The following is a 25,680-nucleotide window of genomic DNA, read 5'->3' as shown; positions in this document are numbered from 1 at the left end:
GTCTTCTACACGAAGGGCCCCGACTACGGTACCTTCAGCGTCCTCTACGGCGACGAGGTCCTGCTCGACTCCGTGGACGCGTATGCGCAGCAGGTCACGCGCTCGGATCCGCTCGTCGTCAAGTTTCCGCGGCCGGTCGGCGACAAGGACATCATCTTCCGCATCACCGGCAAGAACGAGAAATCAACGGGCTACAAACTCGGCCTGGACTGCGTCAAGGCGCCGTAGCGGCTCGCGTGCCGCCGGCCGCAACAGGGCAGCGGATGCGATTCCGCCTCAGGCGGATTCCGTGAGATGGCGCGGGGCGGACGCGTCCCACCTGTGTGGAGTGCGGCGATTCATCGCCGCTTTCGCCCCCCTCCCACGCCCCCAAACCGCGGGCGGCCTCTAAACCACACCCGGTGGCGCAAGCCTGCCGCCTGCCCTCAGCCCGCCCGACGTGCGGCGCGGGCGTGCCCCCTTCGACTCCGCTCAGGGCAGGCTATGTCCGCCGCCTTTGGACACACGGACTACGTCATTCCCGTTCCTGGTGCGTCGGCTTCTGACAGGAAGTCCGCCTTCCGCTCGGAACCCTACCTTGGAGGTGGGACCGTGCCGTTCTGCCCGAACTGCCGATACGAATACGTCGTGGCGGCGCGTCGCTGCCCGAAATGCGACGTGCCGCTGGTCGCCGACTTGCCGGCGCAGGAACGACGCCAATTCGGTTTCGAGCCGCTCGAACGCGCCGTCAAGTGGCTGGCAAGCCGTATCGCTCTCGCGCCTTGGGTCAACACGGCGCGCGACGATCTGCGTTCGTTTCCCCGCTTCGCGGGCCGAGGGATTGTCACCGTCTTCCGCCACCCCGTCCTCTACCTGTTGCCTCTGCTCATGTTCGCGGGCGCGCAGTTTGACCTTTATCTGACAGCACGCGCTGTCGAGCGCTCACGGGCCTACGCTGACAGCGCCGCGATACCTCCTGTTCGGGAACCGGGGAGTCTGCGGGAGATTGCCTGGCAGCGTGTCTCTTCGCTGCCGAGTTTCTTTGGGCGGGCTATCGCGGAAGGCTGGATCGGTCGTGCAGCGCGCGATCCCCTGCCGTCAGTTCCCGTGCCGCAGTCGCGTCAAAGAGCATACTTCGAAACCCGGACAGATCGAGAACCGGCCTGGTACGAGGCGCATATCTGGATCGCAGTCTATCTGGCGGTCGTCCTGATATTGACCGCACCGTTTGACTCAGCCATGTACGCCCGCCTGAAATCGCTGACGCTCGGTGAGCGGCCGCTGTCGTTTCTGGCGGGCTTGGAGCGGTATCTCTATCCCATCGCCGGGGTCTTGGTGCTTCGTTACATCCTGTTGCTGGGTGTGATCTTTGCTGCGGAGACGGACGGTCTTGTGCCGGTTGCCCGCGCGATCCGCGCGATTCTCGTGATCATGCTCTTCATGTTCGCGCCGTACGCAGTCGTGGTTCATGACGTCGGCGTGCGGCAGGCGATCAAGGCCGCTGGGCGATTCGCCATCCGGCACCTGCTTGGCGTCGCTTGCATACTTGTCGGCGTGACCTTCGCGGAATGGGCAATTGGCCAGGTCGCTGCGCCGACTTACGTGCGTTACGATGTGCTCACGATGCTATACTCCATCCCTGTGCACCTCCTGCTCATGCTCCTCGGCCTCTGCGTCTGGGGCATGATGATGCAGTGGTACGTCGAAGCGACATGCGCGGAACGGGCGGACACGGACTCCGTCACTGCGGAGAACGCTGTGACCGCGCCTTCGTGAGACTAAGAGGTCGGTCTCCCGCCGACCCGCAATGCGGCGCTTTCCTGTTGAGCGTGCGGCAACGCATGCCGCCAAGGCAGAGAAGGTAACGAATTTGTCATTCCGAGCGGAGCGAGGTTTACCCGCCGCAGGCGGGAATCTCGGCAGCGACGACGCGCACCCGTCGGGCATGATGATGTCAACTATGACCGCCGTATTCGACGGCCTGGGAAGGACTGCCATGACCGCACGTATCGGACTTGCCGTGATCGCCCTTCTGATCGCCGCGCCCGCCCTCGCCAACGACCACGCCTGGCGCAGCTTCGCCTCGGACCGCACGACCGTCCAGCATGCCAACGTTGACTCCGCCTACGCCGAGGCCATCGCGCGCATCTGCGATGCCGCGCTGGCCGGCTACCAGGAGATCTACGGCATCCACATGCCCGAACGCATCAAGGCCCGCGTGTCCCTCGATCCGCAACAGCGGCTTCGCCTATGGACCGACGGCAATTCATCCATCTTCCTCGAACTGGGGAGCGAACGCCAGCTTCTGCCGCCCGCTCAGAGCGGCGTCTTCAACGTGTACGGCTTGTGCCACGAGTTGGGCCACATGGCGATATACCGCCGCATGCCGAACCTGATGGGCATGCCCGAAGGCGTGGCGGAAGGCTTCGCCCATTACTTCGGCTCGATGGTCTGCGGCCACGTCTGGGACACGCTCGGCGAAGACGCCTGGCCCGTCCCGCACAACTACTACGAATATGGCGGCCCCGGCCGCTTCCTGCGCCAGATGCGAGATGCCGAGGCCGCGCGCTCGAATCCCGAAAGCGTGGCGGCGTATCTTCTCCACGAGATAGCCCAACGCTACGGGCGCGAGGCGCTCGGGAAGGCGCTGGAGGCGGTGCTCGCCACAGCCCCGCGCGGCTTCGAACTCATGCCGCGATTCCGTGACGAGTTGGTAAAGGCCACGGGTGATGAGGAAGTCGCGGAGTTGTTTCCCGCGAGCCTGCTCGAATCGCGCGCGACATTTGAAGGCGAGCCGCCGCGCCTCGACTCGTTGGACAGCTTCCGCGGTTTGAACGTCAAGGCCGACGAAACTGGCCTGCTGCTGTACTACGACGACGACACCATGGAGAGCAAGCGCAGTATCGGCGGGGGCGGGCATATCATCCATTTCCGGACACCGGAGGGCAAGTGGCGGCTCGACGCCGCGTGGCTCTTCGGTTCGCGCTACGGGACGCCCGAGCCGCCGCACGAGGACTTCAGCATCTTCGTCTGCGATGCGGCGATGAACCTCATCGCGGAAGTCCGCAAGCCGTATTCACTGTTCGAGCGCGGGCCGGAGAAGTGGGTGATGATGTCGTTCGAACCGGTTGAGGTGCCGACGGGATTCCATATCTGCCTCAGTTTCAACCCGCACCAGACCAAGGGCATCTACGTTGCCACCGACGACAGCAAGCCGTCGGATCACTCGCGCGTCGGGCTGCCGTACTCGCGTGTCGGCAAGCTCATCCCCGACTACGACTGGATGATCCGCGCGCACATCACGCCGGAGAATGAAATGGACCTCAAGGAAGTCGCCGGGGAGTGGGGGAGGAACTTCGCCGCTGATTGACGCTAGGCCGACGTGGGGCCGGCGCGTTGACCCCCAAACGCGGCGGCGCTGGGGGCTGCGCCGCCGCGCGGCTGCGTCGCGCCCGTCGCTGCACCGTCACACGTTGTAGGTCCGGCCGGTGTCGTACTGCGTCGCGTACCGCACGTCGAGGTCGAGCTTCATCCGATCGAGCACCTGGCGCAGCGCCGCCAAGGTGCGAGTGTGATAGGGCTTGCCGGTTGGGCGAATGACATCCACGAACCCACGCTTCTCGCGCCGCACGATGCCCTCGCGCACGAGTTCGTTCAGTGCTCGGTCGATTGCGGTGGCACCGAAGTCCACCAGCATCTCCTGGTAGTTGCCCAGAGACAGATCGTCCATGCTCACCGGGCTGCCCGTGTCCCGTTCGTGACGCGTCACAATGTCCGCGAGCTTCTCCTTGAGCTGCACCATGCCCATGCGCTCCAGCGCGAGGTTGTGCAGTCGCCTTTTGCGGCGTCCGCCGAAATCCCACCGTAGCAGCCGCAGCAGTTGAGACATCGCCCACCCCACCGCGAACGCGGTCATGCCCGACTGTATGAGCGCGCTGCGCACCTCAGCGTCTAACGGAAACGGCCTCGCTCGCTGTCGCGTCCGCCGTGCATCCGTTACACCCATGACCTTCTCCCGTCTGTTCCCAATGTTTTCGATTGTTGCACTGCGTGAACGCTGATCAACACTGCCGCTATGCTGCGGCGTCGCTGTGTGCGTCGCGCATTCGCTGTGCCGCGCCCGCCTCAAGCCATAGAATATTTACCCAGTTAAGCATGAGATATCCGTCGGCGGGGCGCACATCAGGGCAATGCGAACCGCGCTTTCGGGGAGAAGCCGTGCGTTCGGGTGGCGCGCACCTGTACCAGTACGCTTGCGTCAGACCCGATAGGTCCGCTCGGTGTCGTACTCCTCGGCGTATCGAATCCCGAGGTGGAGTTTCGCCTGGTCCAGCACTCCTCGCAGTGCGTGCGCGGAGCTGCGGCTGCGCTTCCGCGTCGCGCGCAGGACCTCGATCCCGCCCCGCGTCTCTCGACGCAGGACGCCCTCGCGGCTCATCTCGTCAATCACGTTCTCAACATCCCTCGGCCCGTAGTCAATCAACAAGTACTTGTACGGCCCGAAGAAGAAGTCGTCCGCGTTCAACGGGGCGCCAGCTTCCTTCTCGTGACGCCGTGCGATCTCGGTCACTTTCTCCTTGAGCTGTACCAGGCCCATTCTGATCGCCATCACACTGTACAGGCGCCGCTTCCGCCGTCCGCCGAAATCCCCACGCAGCGGACGCAGAACCTGGGACAGCGCACGCTCGACGGCGAAGGGTCTCATGCCGGACCCCGCCAGTGCCTCGCGGATCTCCTCGTCCGAGGGAAACGGTGGCGGCTTTTTCTTGGCTCGCCGTGGTCTTGCGGTCATTGCTTTCCCCGTTACTCCAGAATCACGGCGTCCAGCGGGAACGGCGTTCGTCCCGAGCCGGCGCGCGGGGTCAGCTCGAGCCACATGAGCCCGCCGGCGTCGAAGCCGTCGTCATCATTGACAACGAGCGAGAAGCCGAATGTCGCTCCCGGCTTGGGCTCGAATGGCTTCAGTTCCGCCCACGGTATGACGAGCGCATACGTCCGGCCTGTCGCGTCCTCGGAGATCTCGCACGTCACGTTCTCGGCCGCCGCGCCCGCCCCGGGGCCGGCGTACCGCCACACCTCTGCGCCGCGCGCGCCGCGGCCCGCGCAGAACTCGTGATCGTCTGCTTGACGGTCGCGCGCGTTGCCGTCAGCGGCCATGTCGAAGAACACCTGAATCGAATCACCCTCCCATAGGTCGTCGCCGTAGTGCTCGTGGCGTCGAATGTCATCAACCACCGCGACGAGCACGTGAAGCGCCTGCGCGTCCCAGCGCAGTTGCACGGAGGCCGACAGGTCGTCCGGCACCGGGCGGAAAAAGTCGGGCGGCGTGACGGGCACCGGCGTCTTCACGCCGTCAAAGCCATCAGCGCGCGGACACGACAAGAGACTGCGCAGGCGTACCGGCTTGGCGAAGGACAGCGTGCGGCCCGCATCGGTCGCATAGTCAACCGTCAATTCCGGCAGAGGATAGCGCGCGGGCAGAGGCCCCGGCACGTGGACAGTGAAGGCGATCCGCGCGTTCTCGCCGGGAGCGAGCGAGAAGCCGACCTGCTCCGGCTCGATGAGCCACCCGCCGCTGGCGCGCCAGCGCGCGACGCCGTCCCACACCTCGTCACCGGGGTTGCGCAACTCCGCTTCGCCAGCGACCACGGCGCATTCGCCAACCGGAGCGTCTATTTCAGGCGCCGCGATGGCGGCGAGCATTTCATTGGTCAAGTCGAACTCGCCGCGCAGAACGCACTCCGGAGGCAACATGGCGCCTTCTCTGACCACCGCGAGCGAAATCTCGTCGCCGCGGACATTGGCGATGACGTAGTGATAGAATCCACCGCGCTCCGGAGGATCGCGAAGCGGCGCCCCCGCCCCGCCCGTGATGACGTACCTAATGCCGTCGCGCTCGTCATAACAGTAGATGTGCTCGTGTCCCGCGAACACGGCGCGCACGGGAAACCGCCGCAGCAGGAGGTGAATGGGCTCCCACGCCGCCTCCGCGCGAAACATCGGCGCGTGCATGAACAGGAACACGTGGCGCGGTCGCTCGCCCTGCGCCAGCCGGTCGCTCAGCCATTGAAACTGCTCGGCGCCGAACCCGCCCTCCTGCTCGCTGTCGAGCACGATGAAGCGGCAGCCCGCAAAGTCGAACGAGTAGCGGCGCGGGCCGACCAGTTCCTCGTACATCCCCGATGTCTGCGGCCCGTCGAGGTCATGGTTGCCGATGACCGGCATGCACGGCATGTCGAAGCGCCCCACCGCCGCGATGAAATCAGCCCACTGCTCGCGCGTCCATTCGAGGTCGGTCTCCTCGGCGTTCGAGATGAGGTCGCCGACGCCGACGGTGAACGCGGGCGCGAGCAGGTTGCTGTCCCGGATGATGCGCGCGAAGGTCGGCGAATTGAGCGCGCCCGCGCGACAGCGATTGTCGCCCCAGACGATGAACGTGAACGAGTCGCTCGCCGTCTGCCGGTCGAGACCGGCGAGCGAAAGCTCCGCGACCGACGCACGGCCCACGCCGGCGATGATGGCGATCAACAGCGCGGCCAGCGCTGCAGCTGCTCCTCGGTTCCGGATCTGGTTCAAGTGTCATCTCCTTTCGCCACGGCCGTGACCGACTGTGGCGGAGCAGGCATCTCGCCTGCCATCCTGAAGCCAAAGGCATCGGAGCCGGCGCGAACCGCGGTGCCGTCCCGATAGTCCCGACGCATCAGCCTGGCTTTCGAGGCCGATCCCGTGGCGTCGGCGTCGCTACTCGTTCTCCAAGGCCATGCACTGCCGCAAGTAGGCAGTTACATTCGCGTCGAGTTCCCGCGGGTATTCGTAGCCGAGATGGCGTGCGACACCCAGCGCGGTTTCTCTGAAGACCTCGCAGGTGCGGAACAGCGCCCGCCAGTTCTCATCAATGTCAGCGCCGACGAAGGTCGCCTCGATCGCGGACCACGACTCGGATGGCAGGCGCTGCTTCAGGTATCTCCCCTGGCTTCCGGGTCGCAGCGACCAATTGTGCTCGATCTCGATAGACCATTCCAGCATCCGGCGCAGATAGTCGAACTTCAGGGCGCAGTCGAGCATGTACTTCGCCGGGAACAAGTCGTCGCGCCACAGGTATTTGGCCACATACGTGGAGTCCCACCAGAACCCCTGGACAAGATCCTGGAACTCGTGCTCGGTCGGCTTGCGCGGGATGTACCCCTGATAGGAAGGAGGCAGCATCCGTCCGGTCAGGTCGTCCTTATCCAGGAGCACTCGATAGCCGATATCCAGGTACGCGGGCAGCGCGGGTTCCTCAAGGACTTGCTCCAAGATGCGGACCGGAGCGATCGTGAAATCAATCCTCGTCCCGTCGTCGTATCGCACCAACCGGGTGTCCTGGCGCGTCCCGTTGTGTTCCCAATGAGTTCGACACATCACCAGGATCGTGCCGAAATGCCGCAACCAGCCATCATCCCCGATGAGCGGGGCGGTGTCAGAGACGTAGAGAATCACATCGTAGTCAGAGAACGGGTCGACGGGCTCGCCGCTGCCGGCCCGCGAACTCGTCAGCAGCATCACTCGAACACATGCCTCACGAGCAGCCCATGCGATGAGCCGGTTGATGACGTCGTTTCCCATGTCGCGCATGCTGGACGCCTCCCGATCGCGTGGCACGCCGTGCTCCGGGTGGGTCCCCCTATGGCCAAGGATTCGCCCGGGTCGGCATACAGGTGCCGGTGGGGATTCGCGTGCGCCCCTGCCAACCCGTCGAGGACGAATGCCGCATCGCACGCGTCGTTGCTCTGCCGGGTGCAGGTCGCAGGCTCGCGGCATTCGACCTGCGAGTCGGGATTGCAGCGCTACCACACGGCCGTCGCGTCGCTCGGCAGTATCTGGTCGCACCCCAGCAACTCGTCGCTTGAAGCGCTCATCCCCTCCCGCTATAATGACGCGTGCAGCGCACAAATGGCTCCGTGCCGAGGCGCGATGTCCATGCCTTCGCTCATTACCTGGTTCCAGGATCATCCGCGGCGCGCCGCGTGGCTCGCCGCCGCCGCACTGTTGATACTCGCGTTTGCCATCTACGGCCAGACCCTCAACAACGGATGGGTCATCGCGCCCGAGGACGACGAGGTCTGGCTCTCCATGATCAAGGGCGCGGGGCTTGCCGACATCCCATCCTGGTTCGTCAGCCAGCCCGCCTTCTTCTACCGTCCCGTGGCGCGCGTCTCATTCTACCTGGATTACCTCGTCTGGGGTGACAATCCTTTCGGCTTCCGGCTGACCCAGCTTCTCCTCTACGTCGCGGCCGCCGCCGCGCTCGGGTGGCTGATGCACGAAGTCACGCGCAGCCGCCTCGCCGGATTCTGTGCGGCCTCGCTGTACGTCGCCTACCCGCGAAACTGGGAGGTCGCCTACTGGGTCAGCACGCGCGCCGACGTGCTCGCAGCGCTTTTCGCTCTCGCCTCCCTTGCCCTGCTGGCGCGCGCCGGCCGCAAGCGGCGGCTTGCCTGCTGGCTCGGCGCCATGGCGTGCGCTGCGGCGGCGCTGTTCTCCAAGGAGGTCGCGCTGGCTCTGCCGCTCCTCGTGCTCGTCTGGGCGGCGATCGCGTCCCCGCCGCTTCGCAAGGCCGGCTATCACTGGGCGTGGGCGGGCATCACCTTCGCCGTCCTGCTCGCGATGGCGGCGGGCTACTGGACCCTGCGCTCCGCGGCGACGCCGATGGGCACCGAGCATGTCTCCGAGTTCGCGCGTCTCGATATCCCACTGCTCAAGGCGCTGCGCTGGGGCGGGAGCTGGTGGTATCGCCCGCTCGTGCTGGACTCGTACTACATCCGGAGAGGGGTCGTGCCTGGAGGCGCGGTGCTGCTGGTGGACCCGGCGAGATTCGTCCAGTTCTGGGGCACGCTCGCGGTCTGGGCGGGGGCGCTCGTCCTCGCGTTCGTCCGCGCGCCACGGCCGGCGCTCATGTTCTTCGCCTTTCACGCGCTGGCGGCCCTGCCCGCGGCAGGGGAAATCGCCCACGTCCCGTTTCGCCGCTTCTTCTATCTGCCGGTTGCCGGGGATCAGGCCTTAACCGCGCTCGTGCTGTGGGTCGCGCTGGTCTGGTGTCGCGAGCGCTGGCCGCGGTGGGGTTGGGCCGCGCTGAGCCCGTACGTCGCTCTGCTCGCCGTGTTCGCGTGGGGCGCGGCGGCAAGAGCCGCCGGACTCGGCCCGCGACTGTTCGGCCGTTGACAGGAATCGGCCTCGTGCACGCGACCGGACCGCGCCCGCGGGATCACCGGTCCTTGGTGACGGCAAACCGAAGACTCGGCAGCGCTTCGCCCTGCGCATCTGTCAGCCGCAGCGAGAAGCCCCAGTCGCCGCCGCCATTGCCGACGCGCAGAAGCAGCTCATTGCATCCCGCCCTCAGCCGCACCGGCACGACGTCGGAGTCATAATCCCACCCGCGCGTCTCGCGCAACTGCCAGACGCTCTCGCCGTTCACCCACAGATGCCCCCAATCGTCGGTGCCGATGTGAGCGGCTGCCGCCATGTCCTTGGGCGCGTGCACGTAGGTGAACGCGTACGCCGCCGAGCCCTAGCTCGGCTCGTGGATCCTGGCCAGATCAACGTGGCCGAGCGGATGCACGACGTCCACCGACTGCCACGTCGCCGGCCCGTTGCGCGCCGCGTACGCCGCGCCGAGGTCAACGGAGCCTTCCGGCGGATAGGCTAGCTCGCCGCCCTTCGGGTCGGCGTTGAGGAACGGCCCGACTATCATCCAGCGCTCGGGGTACCCGTCCGCGAGAACGGGCTCGGCGCCTATGCCCGCCAGGGAGGACAACGGCTGGCCCGCGAGGTATGCTTCCGCCGCCTGTTCGATGAAGCGCGACGTCTCGATGGCACCGTGCCTGCGCAGCAGCGACAGTGATTCCATGACCGCATCGTCGGCCTCGTACTCCAGCCCGCGCTGCACCACGCGATAGGCATGGATCGCGCGGTCCATCGCCTTGGCGAGATCGCCGTACATCGCGGCCGCTTCGACGCGCACGATCGCCGCGCGCACCAGCGGATGCGGGCTGTCTTTCGACAACACCGCCGGCGGGAACTGCGCCTCCAGCTTCAATCGCACCTGCGCGGCCATCTCCTCGACGCCTTGCGACACCTCCTGCGGCAGCGCGCCGCCGTGAATCCGCTCCGCGAGGGCGCGCACCACCTCGTCCGCATCTCCCAACGCGCCGTCGGTCTTCACGTCCGGCATGCGCACGCTGAGATCGAACAGCGGCTCGAGGTCGGGCCGGTCCGGGCTCCACGCATACTCGGCGACGACCGGCAAGCCGTCCCACTCGTTCGACCAGCTCGTGTAGAACACGCCCAAGCACTTGCCGTTGCCCTCATCGCGGAGACGATTGCACACCATCGCCCAATCGTAGCTGTTGCGGAGGTTGCCCCGGCGCGCCCACGGCGAACCGGTGGCGTCGTAACCGAGGTCGGTGAAGAACCGCACGCTCTTGCGCTCTCTGTCGCGCGGCGTCGTGCCGTAGAACCAGACGTTCTGAATGATATCCCTGGGCGCCAGCCGGGCCGCGGCTTGCAGCCGGTGATGGGGCGCGTTGTGATACGGGTTCAGCGGGTCGCTCCACATCATCAGGCGCACGCGCGCGTCCGCCTCCGCGGCATACCGGCGGATGCGAACCAGGTCGTCCGCCACCAGGCGCGCGTTGCTCTTCCCCTTCGCCACGCAACGCCGGTCGCGCCCCAGCACCCGCGGCTCATCGTGCCCGATGTGCAGGTAACGCGGCCGCAGATACGCGACGGTCCTATGTATCGCGTCGCGCATGATATCCCAGACCAAGGGCTCCTCCGGACAGTACGTGCCGCTGTCCGGCGGGATGTAGTCGTAGTCCGTAAACACATCAGCCCCGTCGGGGATGGCACTGTCGGCAGTGCGCGCGACCCGCCACGGCGCGGCATCCCGCGCGTACGGCCGCGCCGTAACGCCCTCGATCACGACGTAGTCCGTGCCCTCGCGATAGGCCTTTCCGCGCGCCGGGCGTATGACGATGCCCGTCGCGCTCGTGACGATGACATTCGCGTGATCCAGGGCGGCCGGTTCGTCCCCGCTCAGGACGTGGCGTTCCCCCTTCACGAACTCCCCTTCGGCCGTGCGCGCATCAATCGCGAGCACATTCCCACCGTGGCCGAAGCTCTGCAGCTCCGGCACCGGCTCGACGCAGCGGTCGCGGCAGTAGCGGAAGAGTTCCTGCACTCGGTCAACCGTGGCGCCGTCGAGGTGGAAGAAGTCGCCGCTCTCGAACACGATCATGTTGATCTTCAGCCGCGCGCATTCGTCCACGATGCCCCGGATGCGGTCGTCCAGGCGCGCGCCCCCGCAGTACGTCGCGCGAACCGGCATCTCCGGCCAGTCACGGATGGTTACCGCGGGAACGGCCCCCTGCTCCACGAGTTGCCGCGCCGTCTGAAGCCCCCAGCAGGTGCCCGGGATGTCGGCGCCCCGAACCACGATCGCGTCCTCGCTGGCAACCAAGGCGTAGCCCTCGGCGTGGTCCGGCGGCGTCGTCATGAGCGGAAGCCAGTCTGCGCCGGGGCCGCCGACTACGACCGTGCGCGGCGGCAGTTGCGCGTCCGGTAGGGGGCAAAGAACGGGGACATCAACCGCGCATCGTTCGCGCAGGGCATCGGCCAGAATGTAGGCGGCGGTCAACTCGCGGACGGACACGCCATCGCCGACCATGACCGCCATGCCCTCGGCGGGCTCGAAGCCGCCGCCCTCGCGCAGCGACACCTCCTGCGGCCAGGGGCACACGCCGAGCCCGGTCTCGGCAATCGCGCGGCACGGAACCGCGCACACCGCTGCAATAACCACGCCCGCCAGTAGTCGCAGCATGCTGGGCCACCTCCCTGTCGCGAGCTGCACACGAAGAAACGAAGCCACGGCCTGCTTCGCCGCTCGGGGAGGTCAACCTGCCGGTGGCGGGACGAAGACGATGCCGCGGAGCGGCAGATCCAGGGAACCGCAGACGTGAACGCACCGCAGAAGGCTGGCGGCGCGAGTCACACCTGACGGGGGCAAAGGGGGGGAAAGGATTGGCGCGCTCGAGAGGACTCGAACCTCCGACCTTTGGGTCCGCAACCCAACGCTCTATCCACTGAGCTACGAGCGCGCCCTGCGGCGCTGACAGCGCACTGGCGGAGAGGCCGGGATTCGAACCCGGGAGGGGCCTTTTGAGACCCCTAACCGCTTAGCAGGCGGCTGCCTTAAGCCACTCGGCCACCTCTCCTGCCAAACATTACGCCTATGCTGCTGCCTGCGTCTGACGTATTGTACCACAACCGCACGCGCGCCGCAATCGCAGCCCACCGCCGCGCTTCCGCAGCAGTCGCGTGCGCTTCGCGCCGGCCGGACAACTGCGGGGAACCCAACGGCATACCGAAGGGGACGGACGCGTCTCGCGGTGCGCCGACCGGCCTACGTCGCTCCGGGCGAGGCAGGTTCGCGGGGCTCTTCCTCGCCGAACACGCGGCTCCAACGCTCCTTCTCGTTGATCAACACGCGAACGATCGCGCGTCCGGTGTATCTCACCTTCAGCGTCGGCAACTGATCCCCCGCGGCATGAGGCGCATCGTAGAGCACGCGCTTGCCGCGGTCGTCCACCACCTCGACGCGCACTTGCGCCTCATCCGCGCCGACGTCCGCCGGCACCGTGTACGCGACGGTGGCCTCCGACGTTCCTGCACCCGTCCCGGGGGACGGCTCCCATGGCGACGGCGGCGCGCCCTTGCTGACGACTAACGCGACCTGCGTCCGCCTGCCCACCTGCTCTCCTGCACCGGGCTCGGTGGCGACGACGTACCCCTCGGGGATGCGGTCATCGTACTGCTCAAGCGTTTGCCCCACTTCCAGCCCGGCCTGCTTGAGTCTTTTCTCCGCTTGCTCCGGCGACATGCGCGCCACATCTGGGACCTTCGCATATCTCGGTCCGAGGCTGAGCCACACCGTGATCGCGGCATCGCGTGTGACGCGGGTCGGCGCCGGCGGGCTTTGCCGCGCGATCAGCCCGGCCTGCACGTTCGTGTAGATGCCGTCCGGCGCGACGCGGTACCGCAGGCCGGTCTCCGCGAGCAATCGCTGCGCCGACGTTGGATCAAGGCCCGAGAGGTCCGGGACCGCAATCTGCGGCGGTTGCCGTTGCGCGCCGGCAAAGAGGTAGGCAGCGACAGCCAGCGCGGACACGGCAAGCACGGCTGCTGCCCACGCAAGACTCCGGCGCAGCCGGCGGCGTCGCGTCGCCGCGCCGCTGCGCCTCATCCGGCGCCGTCGGTTGACGAGGCGGTCCCGCACGTCCTCCAGATCCGCTTGGACATCCGCCGTCGTGGCGTAGCGCCGGGCAAGCGACTTCTCTAGCAACTTGACGACGATGCTCTCGAGTTCCTCGGGCAGGTCCGGGCGGCACTCCGACGGCAGGGGCGGCTGGTCGTAAATCTGCTTGTGCGCGACGGCGACCGGGTTATCCCCCTCGAAGGGCCGCCTCCCGGTGATCGCCTCGAAGAGCACGATGCCGAGCGAGTAGAGGTCGGATTGTGGGCCGACGGGATCGCCCCGCGCCTGCTCCGGTGAGAAGTAGTGAACCGACCCGATGATGGTGCCGGTCTCGGTGTCGGCGGAGGCGGTGATGGCCTTGGCGATGCCGAAGTCGGTGACCTTGACGCGGCCCTCGGCGTCAATGAGGACGTTGTGCGGCTTGACGTCGCGATGGACGACTCCGCGGCGGTGGGCGGCCTCCAATGCGGCCACGACCTGCAGCGCGATGTCTATCGCGGCGACCGGATCGAGGGGACCTTCGCGGCGCAGGTGGCGCTCGAGGTTCTCGCCCTCGACGAACTCCATGACGATATAGTGGCGGCCGTTGTCGGCGCCGGTGTCGTAGACGCTGGCGATGTTCTCGTGGGACAAGTTCGCGGCCGACTGCGCCTCGCGCCGGAAGCGCTCGACGAAATCGGCGTCGCTGCTGAGCTGCTCGCGCATCAGCTTCACCGCCACGGTGCGGTTGAGCAGCATGTCGCGCGCGCGGTAGGTGATCGCCATGCCGCCCTTGCCGACCTCGTCGCCCAACTCGTAGCGCTTATTGAGGACGGGTTTCGCCATTGTGCAGATGTCCGGCGGCTGAGTGTGCCGCGGCGCCCACGAATTCGCATGCGCTGCGCGATGGCAGCCGCGCACGCGGGGTCGTCGTCGCGCTCGCCATCTTCAGGGCTCGGTCGTCGGCGCCCTATCTACCTTGGTCCGCGGTGGTTCCCGCCTTCTCCCGGTCCGGGCTGGCTTGCCCCTTGTCGCGGTCCGTCGCAGGCTCTGGTTGCTCCTGTGCCTCGGGGGCCGCCTGCTTGGCCGCCTCCTCGATGCGCTTCTGCTGCTCCTCCGCCCACTGGCGTTGCTGCTCGTCGATCCAGGTCTTCTGGCGCGCCGCCGCTTCAACGTCCCCCATTTCCTCATACGCGGTCAGGAGCCTCTGGCGCGTCATGAAATCATCCGGCGCCTCGTCCTCGGCAGCCTGGTAGTACTCCAGCGACTTCTCCTTGTTACCGAGCTTCGCGTACGCCTCGCCGAGCGCGAGATAGATCTCCTGCAGCGATGACATCGCGGCGTCCAGGCTGCCCTCGAACATCTCGGCCGCTTTCTCCCAGTTCTCCTTCTCCCCGTAGAGCTGCCCCAGGGTGAACAGGATCGCCGCTCGCACCTGGTCGCCCGGGCGAGCGGAGCGCAGCGCTTGCGTGAACTGCTCTATCGCCTCATCGGTCCTGCCTTCCATCCGTGCCTTGGCCGCGCGCATCTCCGGGTCCTTGATCTCAATCGTCGCCTGACGCCGAAGCTCTGCCGTGAACTCCTGCCACGCGCGGCTCAGCTGCCGCTCGATATACTGCTTGCGGTACTCCCCCTTCTTGTCCTGGTAATCGTCGGGCAGGTTGTAGCGCTCGTCCTCGACCTTGATGATGTGATACCCGAACGGCGTCTTCACCACATCGCTCATCCCGCCCGGCTTCAGCGCGAATGCCGCCTTTTCAAACTCCGGCGTCATCTGCCCGCGCCCGAAGTAGTCGAGATCCCCGCCCTTGTCGGCATTCGCCTGGTCATCGGAGGACTGCTTGGCCTGGTCCGCGAAATCGGCGCCGTCCTTCAGCTTCGCCAGGATCCCGTCCGCCTTCTGCTTGGCCTCGGCGTCGGGCAGGCCGTTCTTTCCGCTTTCGTCCACGCGGACCAGGATATGCCTGGCCTTGACTTGTTTGTAGCTCTCGCGCACCGCTTGGTCGGTCGCCTTGACCTGCGACTTCACCATCTCTTGAAGCCGCTGGACGAGCATCGCGTCGCGCACCTCGTCCTTGCGGCTGCGAATCGCGTCCTCAACCAGGCGCCGGTCGCGTTGACTGCGCGCCGCCCTGGCGCCGCGCGCTTCGAGCGCCTCCTCGATCTGCCGGTCGAGTTCCTTGTTCAGCTCTCCGCGCGACACCTTGATGCCCTGCTCCTTCGCCGCCGCCACCAGGAGCCTCTGCTGAATCAGGCTGTCGAGCAGCTGCCAGCGCAGCATCTCGAGCATCCCCAGCGTCCCCATGCCCATTTGCTCGTAGCGCTCGTACTGAGTCTGGAACACCGTCTCGAACGTCGCGCGATCAACCTTCTCACCGTTGACGACCGCCACGACGTCTCCCGCCTCGCCGCCTTGCTGGCGCCGCGCCGGCGAACCCGTATACGATCCGAAGTAGTAGAAGCAGCTCACGAGGAACACGCCAAAAATCACGTACAGCAACGTGCGCATGTGCCTGCCGAAATTCCTGCGCATGCTCACAAAACCCATGGCTTACATCACCTTTCTCAGTACGTCGGCTGATTCACGTCACGCTCGTGACGGCGTTGCCTGATTCACATCGCGCCGCGGCGAGCCGCGCAATTCACGTCACCGCTCCGACCGCGCCGCCGGTCGCTCCCTACTGTTCGCCGCCGCCGTCCTCGGCGGCGACCTCATCCAGGGGTGCCTGCTCCTCGAGCCGCAGGCGTCCGCGCTCGATCGTCGCCAGCAGCTTCGACGTGTAGCCCTCGAGGTTCTGCAGCACCCGCTTGGCGTAATCGTTGACCTGGCGGCGGGTCTCGTCGGCCTCCTCGCGGGCGCGCTGGACAATCTCCTCGGACTGCTTAACCGCCTGCTTGCTGATCTCGTCGTTGGACACGAGCAGCGCCGCTTGCTCCTGCGCTTCGGCGAGGATGCTCGCCGCCTGCTCGTGCGCTTCGGCGAGGATGCGGTCACTCTCCTTCGCGATGCGGCTCGCCTTCTTCAGGTCCTCCGGCAGCGACGCCCGCAACTTGTTGAGGAGCGTGAAGAACTTCTCTTCATCCACCCCCCACACGCGCCGAAACACGTGCCACCGCGTCTCGCGATCCACGAGATCCTCGAGTTGCCGTATTAGCTCGAGGCTGTCCATGTCTTTCGCCTGCCCCGGTTGTAGGGTCTGGATGGTGATCGCCCCCTTTGGTCGTTATCTTACCCGCTGCACGACCTCGACGACTACGAGTCGTGCAGATTACCCGAACTTCTGCTCCAACCGCGTGCGCACCTGCGGCGGCACGAACGGGCTGACCTCCCCGCCGAGCCGCGCGATTTCCTTGACCATGCTCGAGCTGAGAAACAAGTTCTCCGGGCTGGTCATGAAGAAGACCGTCTCGACGCCCTCGCGCAGGTTGCGATTCATCAGTGCTTGCTGCAGCTCATACTCGAAATCCGATACCGCGCGCAGGCCCTTGACCACCACGGACGCGCCTTGGCGAGTCGCGAAGTCAACCAGCAGGTCATCGAATGAATCGGCGCGCACGTTGCTGAGATGCGCGCACACGTCGCGCAGCATCTGCACGCGCTCCTCGCTCGTGAACAGCGGCGCCTTGCTCGAGTTCACCGCGACTGCGACCACTACTTCGTCAAACAACTCTGCCGCCCGTTCGATGACGTCGAGGTGGCCGTTGGTCACCGGATCGAAACTGCCGGGATATACCGCCTTCGCCATTGCTCTCTCCTCGGCCGGCATCGGCCTGAAAAACGTCAGCGCCGCGTCCCCGAATCGGCGGCTGCGCTCAATCGTGAGCCCGTCAGGCGCCTTGAGCGGCTCCCCGTGTGCGTCGTGCTCGGCGATTACCACCGCACCTTCCGCCAGGACCCCGCCCCGGCATGCCGTTTCCTCCAGCGTGCGCTCCAACGCGCGGCGGTCGCGGTACGGCGGATCCATGAACACAATATCAAATTTCGCCCCTGCCGCCGCCAGTCCTCGCACCGCCGCCGCGGCCTTGGCGCGCATCACCGTGACTTGCTCCGGCCGCCCCACCGCCTGCACGTTCTGGCGGATGGTTCCCGCCGCCCGCTCGCTCGCCTCAACCATGACCACCCGCTCCGCGCCCCGGCTCAGCGCCTCCAAGCCGATCGCCCCGGCACCCGCGAACAGGTCGAGAAAGCGACTGCCAACTACCCGCGCCCCGAGCATGTCGAAGAGCGCCTCGCGCGTCTTCTCCGACGTCGGCCGCACCGAACGCCCCTTCGGCGATTTGAGCTTTCTTCCCCGTGACTCGCCGCCGACGATACGCATACACATGCTCGTTCCGCGCAGGAGACTGCGCCGCGTCTTTTCAATCCGAATGCGGGCTGCGGATGACGGACCACGCGCCCCGACATCACGGCGCCACCGACTCGATGCGCCGCCGGATCTCCGTTGCGCGCTCCCGCAGCAAGGCGTGCTCCGGGCGGCTCAGATCGGGGTCGTGCTCGATGAGACGAAACGCCGCCTGCCGCGCCTCCTCGAGCAGCGCCACGTCTTGCCCGGCCCGCGCCACGCGGAAATCGGGAAGCCCGTGCTGGCGCGTCCCGTAGAACTCTCCCGGGCCGCGCAGCAGCAAGTCCTCTTCCGCGATCACGAAACCGTCATTGTTCTCGACCATGACCCGCATGCGCCGCCTCCCCTCCTGCAACGGGTCATCCCCGGAGCTGCGCACATGCGGGTTGTACCGGCCGTCGGTGACGAGAACGCAGTGCGACTGATGCGTGCTGCGTCCGACCCGCCCCCGCAATTGATGCAACTGCGCCAGGCCGAACCGCTCAGCATTCAACACCAGCATCAGCGAGGCGTTCGGCACGTCCACGCCCACCTCGATTACCGTCGTCGAGACCAGGATATCGGTCTCGCGCCCTCGGAAAGATTCCATCGCCGCATCCTTGTCGGCCGTGCTCATCCGTCCGTGGAGCAAGCCGAGGCGCAGGTCGGGAAAGACCTGGGCGCGCAGTTCCTCGTATAGCCGCACCGCCGCCTCCGCCTCGAGTTTCTCCGACTCCTCGATGAGCGGGCACACGACGTAGGCCTGGCGTGCTTGTGCCACCTGCTCGCGCGCGAACGCGAACGCCTCGTCCTGCCGCTGCGATGGCAGCCACTGCGTCGCCACCGCCTTGCGGCCCGGCGGCATCTCGTCCAGCGCCGACACGTCCAGGTCGCCGTACACGGTCAGCGCGAGCGTCCGCGGGATGGGTGTCGCGGTCATCACGAGCAGTTCGGGATTGAGGCCCTTCCCTCGCAGCGCGGCGCGCTGAACCACGCCGAACCGATGCTGCTCGTCCACGACCGCCACGCCGAGGCGCTTGAACTCGACGCCCTCTTGAATCAGCGCGTGGGTGCCGACAACGACCTGCGTCTCCCCGGCTCGCGCGCGCTCGTGGATGCCCTCCTTGTCACGCTTGCTCACCGACCCGATGAGCAGTTCCACGCTGATGCCGAAGGACGGCAGCAGCTTGGATAACACGAGGTAGTGCTGCTCCGCGAGGATCTCCGTCGGTGCCATCAGCGCGCCCTGGCAGCCGTTGTCCACCGCAGCGAGGAGCGCGGCGACCGCGACCACGGTCTTCCCCGACCCGACATCGCCCTGGAGCAGGCGATTCATCGGCCGGTCGGAAGACATGTCGTGGATGATTTCCTGGATGACCCTGCGCTGAGCCGCCGTGAGCCTGAACGGAAGCTTGTCTTCGAGTCGCGCGATCAGGTCGCCCTGCGGCGCCAGCCGCATGCCCAGGCCGGGCCGCTCGCGCTCGGATTTGCGCTGCGCAAGGGCGAGCTGGAGCGCCAGGAACTCCTCGAACGCGAGCCTCTTGCGCGCCCGGCCCGCAGCCGCTTCGTCCCGCGGCCAGTGCATGTTGGCCAAGGCATCGGAGATTCCGACCAGGCGATGTTTCCGGCGCAGCGTGTCCGGCAGCGTCTCCGGGGCATCGCGCGCGTAGCGGTCGAGCAGCCCCCGAATCGCGCGGCGCAGTTGGGTCTGATAGACCCCGTCCGTCAGCGGGTAAACGGGGACGAGTTGCCCGGGGGCGAGGTCCTCCGCCCAGGTGTCGGTTGACCCGTCGAGATACTGGAGCTCGACCGACCCGTACCATTCCTTCGCCGTGCCCTCGACAAACAGCTTGGCTCCGGGCTCGTACGGCAGCGTCAGCGGGTTCCATCTCGTTGACCGCCTGCCCGAGGGCGCGCTCACGAACGAAGTGATCCACGCCTTGCCCGTCTCGTCGGCGACCTCGAGCGCGTAGCGGCGAACAAGGTTCTTGCCGGTGCGGCGCACGATGGAGACGTCGCGCTGCACCGTAGTGACGCGCAGGCACACGCGCTCGCCGTCGCGGACGTCGGCGATGTTCTTGTACGCGACGTAGTCGCGCGGGAAATGCAGCAGCAGGTCGCGCTTGGTCTCGATGCCGAGGTTGGGCAGTCGGTCGAGCCACTGCGGACGCTTGCCCTTGCCGGTGTGTTCGTAAGGGCCATCAAGCTCGCGCCAATCGGCGCGCGGCCTACGCGGCGCAGCCCGTTGAGCGGCAGGCGGGGCCGCGGCACGCTGCGGCGCTTGCGCGCGAGAGCCGGCAGACGGGGAGCGAGCTTCCGTTCGTCCGCTCGTCGCGCTGGCGGGCCCGGCTTCGGGACGGGCGATGTTCTCCAGGGCCGCCAGCGCCGCCGCGACCATCTGCTCGCGCTCGGCGGCGTCCGCTTGATCGTAGCGCGCGAGGCGGCGCCTGACCGCGGAGAACTGCTCGCGCACGTCGCGCGTCTGCCCGACATGCTCGCCCTTGCGCGCCCACTCGCCGACGTAAGCCGCGATGCCGTTGGTGACGGCGCGGTTCGCATATCGCTGCTTCGCCTCCAGCCGCAGGGGCTTCTCCAGGCGCTCGATGATGTCGCGAATGGTGTCGGCCATGGCGGTTCGTCACCGAGGTTAATCTAGCACATTCGACGGGCACGGCACAAGTCGGCGGCGGGCGACGGCTCGGCGGACATGCGGCCTGCCCGTGCGACGGCGCTGCGGCCACCGCACACATCGCCTAGCATCGCCGTAGCGCGTCCATCCGCCTCGCATCGGGCGCCCTCGGAGGATGATAGGCACCGCAGGCCGAAGCAGTAGGCCTTGAGAAGCACAGACCAGACCGTGCGATAGGCACGAGACAACACCGGAGATCATGGCGCGGCGCGCACCCCGGATATCGCCAGAGGCTACGAGCAGGTCGCCGGTCATCCGCGCCGGCGCCACGCCTCGCGCCATCCTGCTCGCGCTCCTCCTCGCGGTCGTCAACGACTACTGGATCGTCCAACTCGAGGTCGTGCGGTACTCGTTCCCCACCTACGCCGCGCCATTCTACAACTGCGTCTTCACGCTTCTGGTAGTCACTGCGGCGAATCTTCTCGTCAGGGCACGGTTCCCCCGCGCGGCTCTGTCACAGGGCGAGTTGATAACCGTCTATGTCATGCTGTCCATCACGAGCGCGGTCTGCTCGCATAATATGATGGAGATCCTGGTCTCCCTCATGGGCTACGCTCACTACTTCAGCACGCCCGCAAACAAGTGGGGCGCATTGTTCGCAGACCGGCTGCCGGGCTGGCTCACGGTACGGGATTCGGTGAGCCTGAGCAATCTCTACGGCGGACGTTCGAGTCTCTACGACCCCGTCAACTATACGCCGTGGGTCGTTCCCGTTCTCTGCTGGTCCGCGTTCTGCGCGGTGCTGTTGTTCACGCTGCTGTGCATCAACAGCATCATGCGCAAGCAGTGGGTCGAGGCGGAGCGGCTCACCTTCCCGGTCATACAGCTCCCGTTCGAGATGACGCAGGACTCGGGAGCGCTGTTCAGGAACCGGCACATGTGGCTCGGGTTCGCTATTGCGGGCTCCGTCACGCTCCTCGCCGGCGTCAGCTACCTCTATCCGTCCGTACCCTATTTGCGGATCGTGCGCCGGGACATCGGGGCCTACATCACCCATCCGCCGTGGAACGCAATGGGCCTCATTCCCATGGGGTTATACTTCTGGGCGATCGGGATCGCCTTCCTGATGCCGCTGGAGCTGTCGTTCTCCTGCTGGTTGTTCTACTGGGCGCTGAAGATGGAACTCGTCGCCACCGAGGCGCTCGGTCTCCGTCAACTCCCCGTGGCGGGCGGCGGGTTCGACAGATCATACCCGTTCATCAACAGCCAGGCCTACGGCGCGTACCTCGCGTTCTTCGTGATGAGCATGATCGTGAGCCGGCGCTACCTGGGACGTGTGCTCCGCACCGCCTTCCTGGGCACGAAGGAAGTTGATGAGTCTGGGGAAGCCATGTCCTACCGCGCCGCAATTCTCGGCGCATTGGCCGGCTTTTTCCTGCTCGGTGCATTTGCCTATCGTATGGGCATGTCCGTGGCGGTCATCGTGACGTTCTTCCTGTTCTACTTCATCTTCGCTCTCATCATCAGCCGCATCCGCGCAGAACTGGGCTTCCCGACGCATGACATGCACATCATGCCTCCGCAGAACCTGATCATGACGGCAGTCGGCACCGAGCAGCTCCCGCCGGCCAACCTCGTCGGTTTCTCGCTCTTCTACTGGTTCAACCGGACCTATGCGAGCCATCCATCCCCGCATTGCCTGGAGGCCCTGAAGCTCGGCGAGCGCACCGAGGTGCCCGCGCGCCAGATGTTCCGTGGCGCCCTGATCGCAGGCGTCTTCGCGATGCCGATCGGGTTCTGGATGCTGCTGCACCACTACTTCAAGCTGGGCGGCGCGACCGCCAAGATGGAACAGTGGGCGCTCGGCTTCGGCAGAGAGACGTGGGTGGCGCTGGCAGGCTGGATGCAGAATCCATTCCCGCCCAATACCCTGTCCCTGTTCTTCGTCGGCGCAGGCTTTCTCTTCGCGCTCCTACTGGGATGGCTGAGGATCCAGTTCCTTTGGTTTCCCCTGCACCCCCTCGCGTACGCGCTCGCGAACAGTTGGGGAGTCAGCCAGCTCTGGATGCCCCTGCTGATCGGCAGCAGCGCGAAGTTCCTTGTTTTCAGGGCCGGCGGCCTGAGCCTGTATCGGAAAGCGGTGCCCTTCTTCCTGGGCCTGATCCTCGGCGAAATCACGGTCGGAAGCTTGTGGACCATCATCGGCGTCGTTATCGGGATCCCGACGTACGATTTCTGGCCGGGCAGGTACGGCTAGCGTCCGCACCCGCTGCGGCGGCGCATATCCCGATGTGCGAGAGGCCGTCGCTGCCAACCAGGGAAGTTGCCCGCCCGCGCTTGGCCGCGGCCGCGTCAGTCCTTCCGAGCGTGCAGTTCTGGGGCTGGCGGGTCGCCCTCGATGATCGTCACCATGTCGAGCAGCACGGCGACGCGCGTACCTTCTGAGCGAAACACCAACTCATATGCGCCATCGGCGGGCGGCACAAATGGCGCGCTTTCCACGAGGTGATAGGGTAGGGTGTGACTCTCGAAATCCTCAACCTGCGGAACCAAATGCTTCGAGACGATGATCTGTCCGCCCAGCCGCACCTCAATGGCCGGTTGCTGTGTGGGCCGCTGGTTATGCCGCGCGTTCTCACGGTAGCGGACGACGTAAGACTTGCCCGCCGTCAGGCCGCCGATCTCCTGCGAGAGCGTCGATGCGTTCTGCAGAAACGCGACTTGGCGGCCGTCGGGGATGCGTCCGTTGTCCGCAAACGGCGCAAACGGCCCTCGCCGCGCCTCGGTATCGGCGTAACATGGGTTGATGCCAGCCGGGCCTTGCCACGACCACCCCACAATCGCTCCGCCATTGCCGCCTGCGTAGCCGGGTCGAACACCGTAACGGTCGGCTTCGAAACTGGGATTGTACACGACGGGCGCGCCGAATAGGGGGGCGGCGCTCGCCATCAGCATGCCTATAAGGACCAGCGTACCCACTGTCCTCGTCATCCCGTCCTCCCGTGTCGCGGCATCGGTCATCCCGCCGCGCTGCACGCGCCACACATGACGCGCAGTGTGCATGTCCAGCCGCGCTGTTGCGGTTGATTCGGTGACAAGAGATGACAGGTGCCTGCGCCGGAATCGCCCCCCGAGCCTACACCAGGTTCGGCATTCGCTCGACCGGCTTCAGACCCGCCTGCCACTCCTTCAAGCGCTTGCGGTGATCCCTGACCACGTCTGCGTATCCCGGCTCCGCGATGAGATTGCGCGTCTCCCACGGGTCGTCTCGCATATCGAACAACTGCTGCACGGGATCATCTTCATACACCACGTACTTGTATCGAGGCGTCCGCACGGCGCGCCCGACGACCTGTGTCTCGACCACCACGAACTCGCGCCATTGGACCGGCTTGCCCTCCAGAAGCGGCCGCAGGCTGCGCCCGCGCAGATCCACCGGTGGGTCGACGCCGGCACAGTCGCACACCGTGCTCATCAGATCCAGGCCGCACACGAGATGGTCGTGATCGTGCGCCCCCGTGACCGCGCGCCCTGGCCAGGATGCGATGAGTGGCACCTTGGCGGACTCGTCGTACGGGGTCCACTTGCTGACCTTGCCGTGTCGCCCGCGCCCGTCTCCATGATCCGCAGTGAGCATGACGAGGGTGTTTGCCGCCGCCCCGGCGTCCTCGAGCGCGTCGAGGATGCGGCCGACGTCGGCGTCAACCATTTCCACTTGTCGGTTGTAGATGTAGTTGTAGTAGCGCCACTGCTGATCGGACCAGTGCTCCATGTTGGCGTGATCGGTCAGCTTCTTGGGCGCGGTCGGCGCCGCGCGGAGGTTCTCAGGCAAGCCGGGCAGTTCGGCGGCGAGCTGAGGGAAGGGCAGGGCGTCGGGCACGAGCAGGTCGTTCCGAATGGCCCAGTAGCAGATGTCATGCGGTTGGAGCAGCGACGCCACGAGCAGGAATGGCCGGTCCTTGGGCCGGCTCTTCAGATACGCCTCACAAGTGCGAGAGACAACCGTATCCACCAGGTCCCCCTGCCCTCCTCCGGTCGGCAGCACCGTGAAGCCGTCGATTGATGCCGCGTAGCCCTGCGGCAGGTGCCACTTGCCGCAGTACACCGTGTCGTAGCCCGCGTTACTCAGCCATTGTCCCATGTTGGGAATGTCCGGATGAACGGGATGGATGTTGGTGGTGACGCCCGTCTCGACCGGCATGCGGCCGGTCAGGAGCGAACTGCGAGCGGGCGAGCATACCGGATTGGGGCTGTACGACTCCATGAAGCTGACGCCGCGCGCCGCCAGGCGGTCCATGTTCGGCGTGCGCACCCAGCGGCCGCCATTGGCGCCCACGGCGTCCAGCCCCAACTGGTCGCACATGATAATGAGGAAGTTGGGCCTCGCTCCTGGTGTGCGTGAAGGGGCCGCCATTAGCGGCGCTGGCTGAGTGCCGACCGCCATGCTGCCAAGCAACATCCCGGCGCCGGCCGCTCCCTGTTGCAGGAACTGCCGCCGGGTGATCTGCGTCTTGCCGCGTGCTGATCTCCTGGCGCGTGGTTCACTCATGGGCCTGCTCCTCAGCCGCGCGGGATGCGGCGCTATCGAGCAGATACGCTTCAAGGCCGGCGCTGACGAACAGCAAGCGCCCCTGGTCATCCGCCCAATAGACCCACGGCACGATGCCATGGCCGACGTGATCGTAACCGTGAAGGGTCACCTGCTTCGCGTTTCGCCGCCCCCAGGTGGTAGTGTAGATCCGACCCCTATCGAGTTCGCGCACATGCTGCTCCTGCACGCGCTCGCCCCCCAACTCCACCCGGATCGCCTCGCGATAGGACAACTGCTGGTTCGGCTTGACCTGGTCGAAGTGGTCGAGCAGCGTGAAGCGCAGCGGTGCGAACCGCTCGCGCGGGAGCCGGCTCACTGCCTCGAATAGTGCCCAGCTCAGCGCGCAATCGCCCGACACCTGAAGCGCGCGCCGGCTCCGCCCGTCCTCGACGACGCACCGCCCGCCGCCGAGTCGGCCCGTCTTGTGGAGTCTGCTGTGGGCGACTGGCTCGCCGGTGCGGCTGACCGTCTCAGAGGAGTAGCGCCACCGAACGGGTGTCGCCAGCGCGTCGAGCCTGCATTCGACTGCCGCGTTCACCCGCTGCTCGTAGTCCCCGCCCAGGATGCTCTTGCGGCACTCCACTCGCAGCGCAAATCGGTCGGCGCTCTGGGCACGCCGGCTGAGGCGGAGCCGACCGATCGGGGCCGCCCCTCTCGCCAAGGAATACACGCCGTAAGACGCTTGCCAGTCGTCCATAGGGTCGAATGGCTCCGCGGGCGGCTGGAAGTCTGACAGCGCTCCTGCCAGGATGTCCAGTGAGAAATGATCCCTCAGTTCGCTCGTTTGCGTTGGCATGGCAGCTTCCTCGGGCACCCCGTAGGGGACGCGTCCCCAGACTCACTTCGACAGCTATCGCGCCGCCGACTCCCCTGGATTCTCTATGTCAGC

At 66.3% G+C, this 25,680-nt stretch carries 19 protein-coding genes and 2 tRNA genes; 5 read left to right on the top strand and 16 right to left on the bottom strand.

Features of this window, described 5'->3' with window-relative positions:
* The 3 genes from JSV65_12410 to JSV65_12400 all read left to right on the top strand — a co-directional run.
* Positions 1-228: hypothetical protein (locus JSV65_12410; GenBank protein ID UCH33372.1), on the top strand; the 228-nt coding region annotated here is incomplete at its 5' end.
* 363 nt (positions 229-591) lie between these two features.
* On the top strand, positions 592-1,755 hold the full coding sequence (locus JSV65_12405) for a hypothetical protein (GenBank protein UCH33371.1): 1,164 nt from the start codon (positions 592-594) through the stop codon (positions 1,753-1,755).
* Between the two features lie 220 nt (positions 1,756-1,975).
* The gene (locus tag JSV65_12400) at positions 1,976-3,349 is read left to right on the top strand and encodes a hypothetical protein (GenBank protein ID UCH33370.1); all 1,374 of its coding nucleotides are present in this window, start codon (positions 1,976-1,978) and stop codon (positions 3,347-3,349) included.
* 96 nt (positions 3,350-3,445) lie between these two features.
* Here the strand turns inward: JSV65_12400 and JSV65_12395 are convergent, their stop codons facing one another.
* The 4 genes from JSV65_12395 to JSV65_12380 form a co-directional block, all read right to left on the bottom strand.
* On the bottom strand, positions 3,446-3,985 hold the full coding sequence (locus JSV65_12395) for a hypothetical protein (GenBank protein ID UCH33369.1): 540 nt from the start codon (positions 3,983-3,985) through the stop codon (positions 3,446-3,448).
* 252 nt (positions 3,986-4,237) lie between these two features.
* Positions 4,238-4,771 carry a hypothetical protein gene (locus JSV65_12390; GenBank protein ID UCH33368.1) on the bottom strand — a complete coding sequence of 178 codons (534 nt, stop codon included), beginning with the start codon at positions 4,769-4,771 and terminating at the stop codon, positions 4,238-4,240.
* A gap of 11 nt (positions 4,772-4,782) precedes the next feature.
* Entirely contained in the window at positions 4,783-6,555 is a 1,773-nt protein-coding gene (locus JSV65_12385; GenBank protein UCH33367.1) for a metallophosphoesterase, read from the bottom strand.
* 165 nt (positions 6,556-6,720) lie between these two features.
* A complete protein-coding gene (locus JSV65_12380) occupies positions 6,721-7,593 on the bottom strand; it encodes an aminoglycoside 6-adenylyltransferase (protein UCH33366.1) in 873 nt (290 codons plus the stop codon).
* Positions 7,594-7,938: 345 nt separating this feature from the next.
* Here JSV65_12380 and JSV65_12375 point away from each other — a divergent pair, with 345 nt between their 5' ends.
* Positions 7,939-9,180, top strand: coding sequence for a glycosyltransferase family 39 protein (locus JSV65_12375; GenBank protein UCH33365.1), 1,242 nt, complete (start codon positions 7,939-7,941; stop codon positions 9,178-9,180).
* Positions 9,181-9,223: 43 nt separating this feature from the next.
* Here JSV65_12375 and JSV65_12370 read toward each other — a convergent pair whose 3' ends face one another.
* The 9 genes from JSV65_12370 to recG form a co-directional block, all read right to left on the bottom strand.
* A complete protein-coding gene (locus JSV65_12370; GenBank protein UCH33364.1) occupies positions 9,224-9,481 on the bottom strand; it encodes a hypothetical protein in 258 nt (85 codons plus the stop codon).
* 45 nt (positions 9,482-9,526) lie between these two features.
* Positions 9,527-11,836, bottom strand: a complete 2,310-nt coding sequence (locus JSV65_12365; GenBank protein UCH33363.1) for a hypothetical protein — start codon at positions 11,834-11,836, stop codon at positions 9,527-9,529.
* 201 nt (positions 11,837-12,037) lie between these two features.
* A tRNA-Arg gene (locus JSV65_12360) sits at positions 12,038-12,113 on the bottom strand.
* 23 nt (positions 12,114-12,136) lie between these two features.
* Positions 12,137-12,230, bottom strand: a tRNA-Ser gene (locus tag JSV65_12355).
* A gap of 188 nt (positions 12,231-12,418) precedes the next feature.
* Complete coding sequence (locus JSV65_12350) at positions 12,419-14,095, bottom strand: protein kinase (GenBank protein ID UCH33362.1); 1,677 nt, start codon at positions 14,093-14,095, stop codon at positions 12,419-12,421.
* Positions 14,096-14,219: 124 nt separating this feature from the next.
* Complete coding sequence (locus JSV65_12345) at positions 14,220-15,797, bottom strand: peptidylprolyl isomerase (GenBank protein ID UCH33361.1); 1,578 nt, start codon at positions 15,795-15,797, stop codon at positions 14,220-14,222.
* 130 nt (positions 15,798-15,927) lie between these two features.
* Entirely contained in the window at positions 15,928-16,419 is a 492-nt protein-coding gene (locus tag JSV65_12340) for an ATPase (protein UCH33360.1), read from the bottom strand.
* Between the two features lie 99 nt (positions 16,420-16,518).
* Positions 16,519-17,568, bottom strand: coding sequence for a pantetheine-phosphate adenylyltransferase (coaD, locus tag JSV65_12335; GenBank protein UCH33359.1), 1,050 nt, complete (start codon positions 17,566-17,568; stop codon positions 16,519-16,521).
* A gap of 85 nt (positions 17,569-17,653) precedes the next feature.
* On the bottom strand, positions 17,654-20,200 hold the full coding sequence (recG, locus tag JSV65_12330) for an ATP-dependent DNA helicase RecG (protein UCH33358.1): 2,547 nt from the start codon (positions 20,198-20,200) through the stop codon (positions 17,654-17,656).
* A 259-nt stretch (positions 20,201-20,459) separates the two neighbouring features.
* Here recG and JSV65_12325 point away from each other — a divergent pair, with 259 nt between their 5' ends.
* The gene (locus JSV65_12325; protein UCH33357.1) at positions 20,460-22,457 is read left to right on the top strand and encodes a hypothetical protein; all 1,998 of its coding nucleotides are present in this window, start codon (positions 20,460-20,462) and stop codon (positions 22,455-22,457) included.
* 95 nt (positions 22,458-22,552) lie between these two features.
* Here JSV65_12325 and JSV65_12320 read toward each other — a convergent pair whose 3' ends face one another.
* The 3 genes from JSV65_12320 to JSV65_12310 all read right to left on the bottom strand — a co-directional run bounded on the left by JSV65_12320 (position 22,553) and on the right by JSV65_12310 (position 25,587).
* Complete coding sequence (locus tag JSV65_12320) at positions 22,553-23,191, bottom strand: hypothetical protein (GenBank protein UCH33356.1); 639 nt, start codon at positions 23,189-23,191, stop codon at positions 22,553-22,555.
* Between the two features lie 145 nt (positions 23,192-23,336).
* Entirely contained in the window at positions 23,337-24,749 is a 1,413-nt protein-coding gene (locus JSV65_12315; protein UCH33355.1) for a sulfatase-like hydrolase/transferase, read from the bottom strand.
* The gene (locus JSV65_12310; protein ID UCH33354.1) at positions 24,742-25,587 is read right to left on the bottom strand and encodes a hypothetical protein; all 846 of its coding nucleotides are present in this window, start codon (positions 25,585-25,587) and stop codon (positions 24,742-24,744) included. The genes JSV65_12315 and JSV65_12310 overlap by 8 nt, the downstream gene beginning before the upstream one ends.
* Between the last annotated feature and the right edge of the window lie 93 nt (positions 25,588-25,680).

It is taken from the genome of Armatimonadota bacterium (assembly GCA_020354555.1).
In the GTDB taxonomy this organism is placed as follows: domain Bacteria; phylum Armatimonadota; class Hebobacteria.
This window is presented reverse-complemented; position numbering and strand designations above follow the sequence as displayed.

Coding starts and splice junctions, on each gene's coding strand:
- JSV65_12400 (UCH33370.1), top strand. CDS start 1,976: ATGACCGCACGTATCGGACTTGCCGTGATCGCCCTTCTGATCGCCGCG.
- JSV65_12395 (UCH33369.1), bottom strand. CDS start 3,985: ATGGGTGTAACGGATGCACGGCGGACGCGACAGCGAGCGAGGCCGTTT.
- JSV65_12390 (UCH33368.1), bottom strand. CDS start 4,771: ATGACCGCAAGACCACGGCGAGCCAAGAAAAAGCCGCCACCGTTTCCC.
- JSV65_12380 (UCH33366.1), bottom strand. CDS start 7,593: ATGCGCGACATGGGAAACGACGTCATCAACCGGCTCATCGCATGGGCT.
- JSV65_12375 (UCH33365.1), top strand. CDS start 7,939: ATGCCTTCGCTCATTACCTGGTTCCAGGATCATCCGCGGCGCGCCGCG.
- JSV65_12370 (UCH33364.1), bottom strand. CDS start 9,481: ATGGCGGCAGCCGCTCACATCGGCACCGACGATTGGGGGCATCTGTGG.
- JSV65_12365 (UCH33363.1), bottom strand. CDS start 11,836: ATGCTGCGACTACTGGCGGGCGTGGTTATTGCAGCGGTGTGCGCGGTT.
- JSV65_12350 (UCH33362.1), bottom strand. CDS start 14,095: ATGGCGAAACCCGTCCTCAATAAGCGCTACGAGTTGGGCGACGAGGTC.
- JSV65_12345 (UCH33361.1), bottom strand. CDS start 15,797: ATGGGTTTTGTGAGCATGCGCAGGAATTTCGGCAGGCACATGCGCACG.
- JSV65_12340 (UCH33360.1), bottom strand. CDS start 16,419: ATGGACAGCCTCGAGCTAATACGGCAACTCGAGGATCTCGTGGATCGC.
- coaD (UCH33359.1), bottom strand. CDS start 17,568: ATGCGTATCGTCGGCGGCGAGTCACGGGGAAGAAAGCTCAAATCGCCG.
- recG (UCH33358.1), bottom strand. CDS start 20,200: ATGGCCGACACCATTCGCGACATCATCGAGCGCCTGGAGAAGCCCCTG.
- JSV65_12325 (UCH33357.1), top strand. CDS start 20,460: ATGGCGCGGCGCGCACCCCGGATATCGCCAGAGGCTACGAGCAGGTCG.
- JSV65_12320 (UCH33356.1), bottom strand. CDS start 23,191: ATGACGAGGACAGTGGGTACGCTGGTCCTTATAGGCATGCTGATGGCG.
- JSV65_12315 (UCH33355.1), bottom strand. CDS start 24,749: ATGAGTGAACCACGCGCCAGGAGATCAGCACGCGGCAAGACGCAGATC.
- JSV65_12310 (UCH33354.1), bottom strand. CDS start 25,587: ATGCCAACGCAAACGAGCGAACTGAGGGATCATTTCTCACTGGACATC.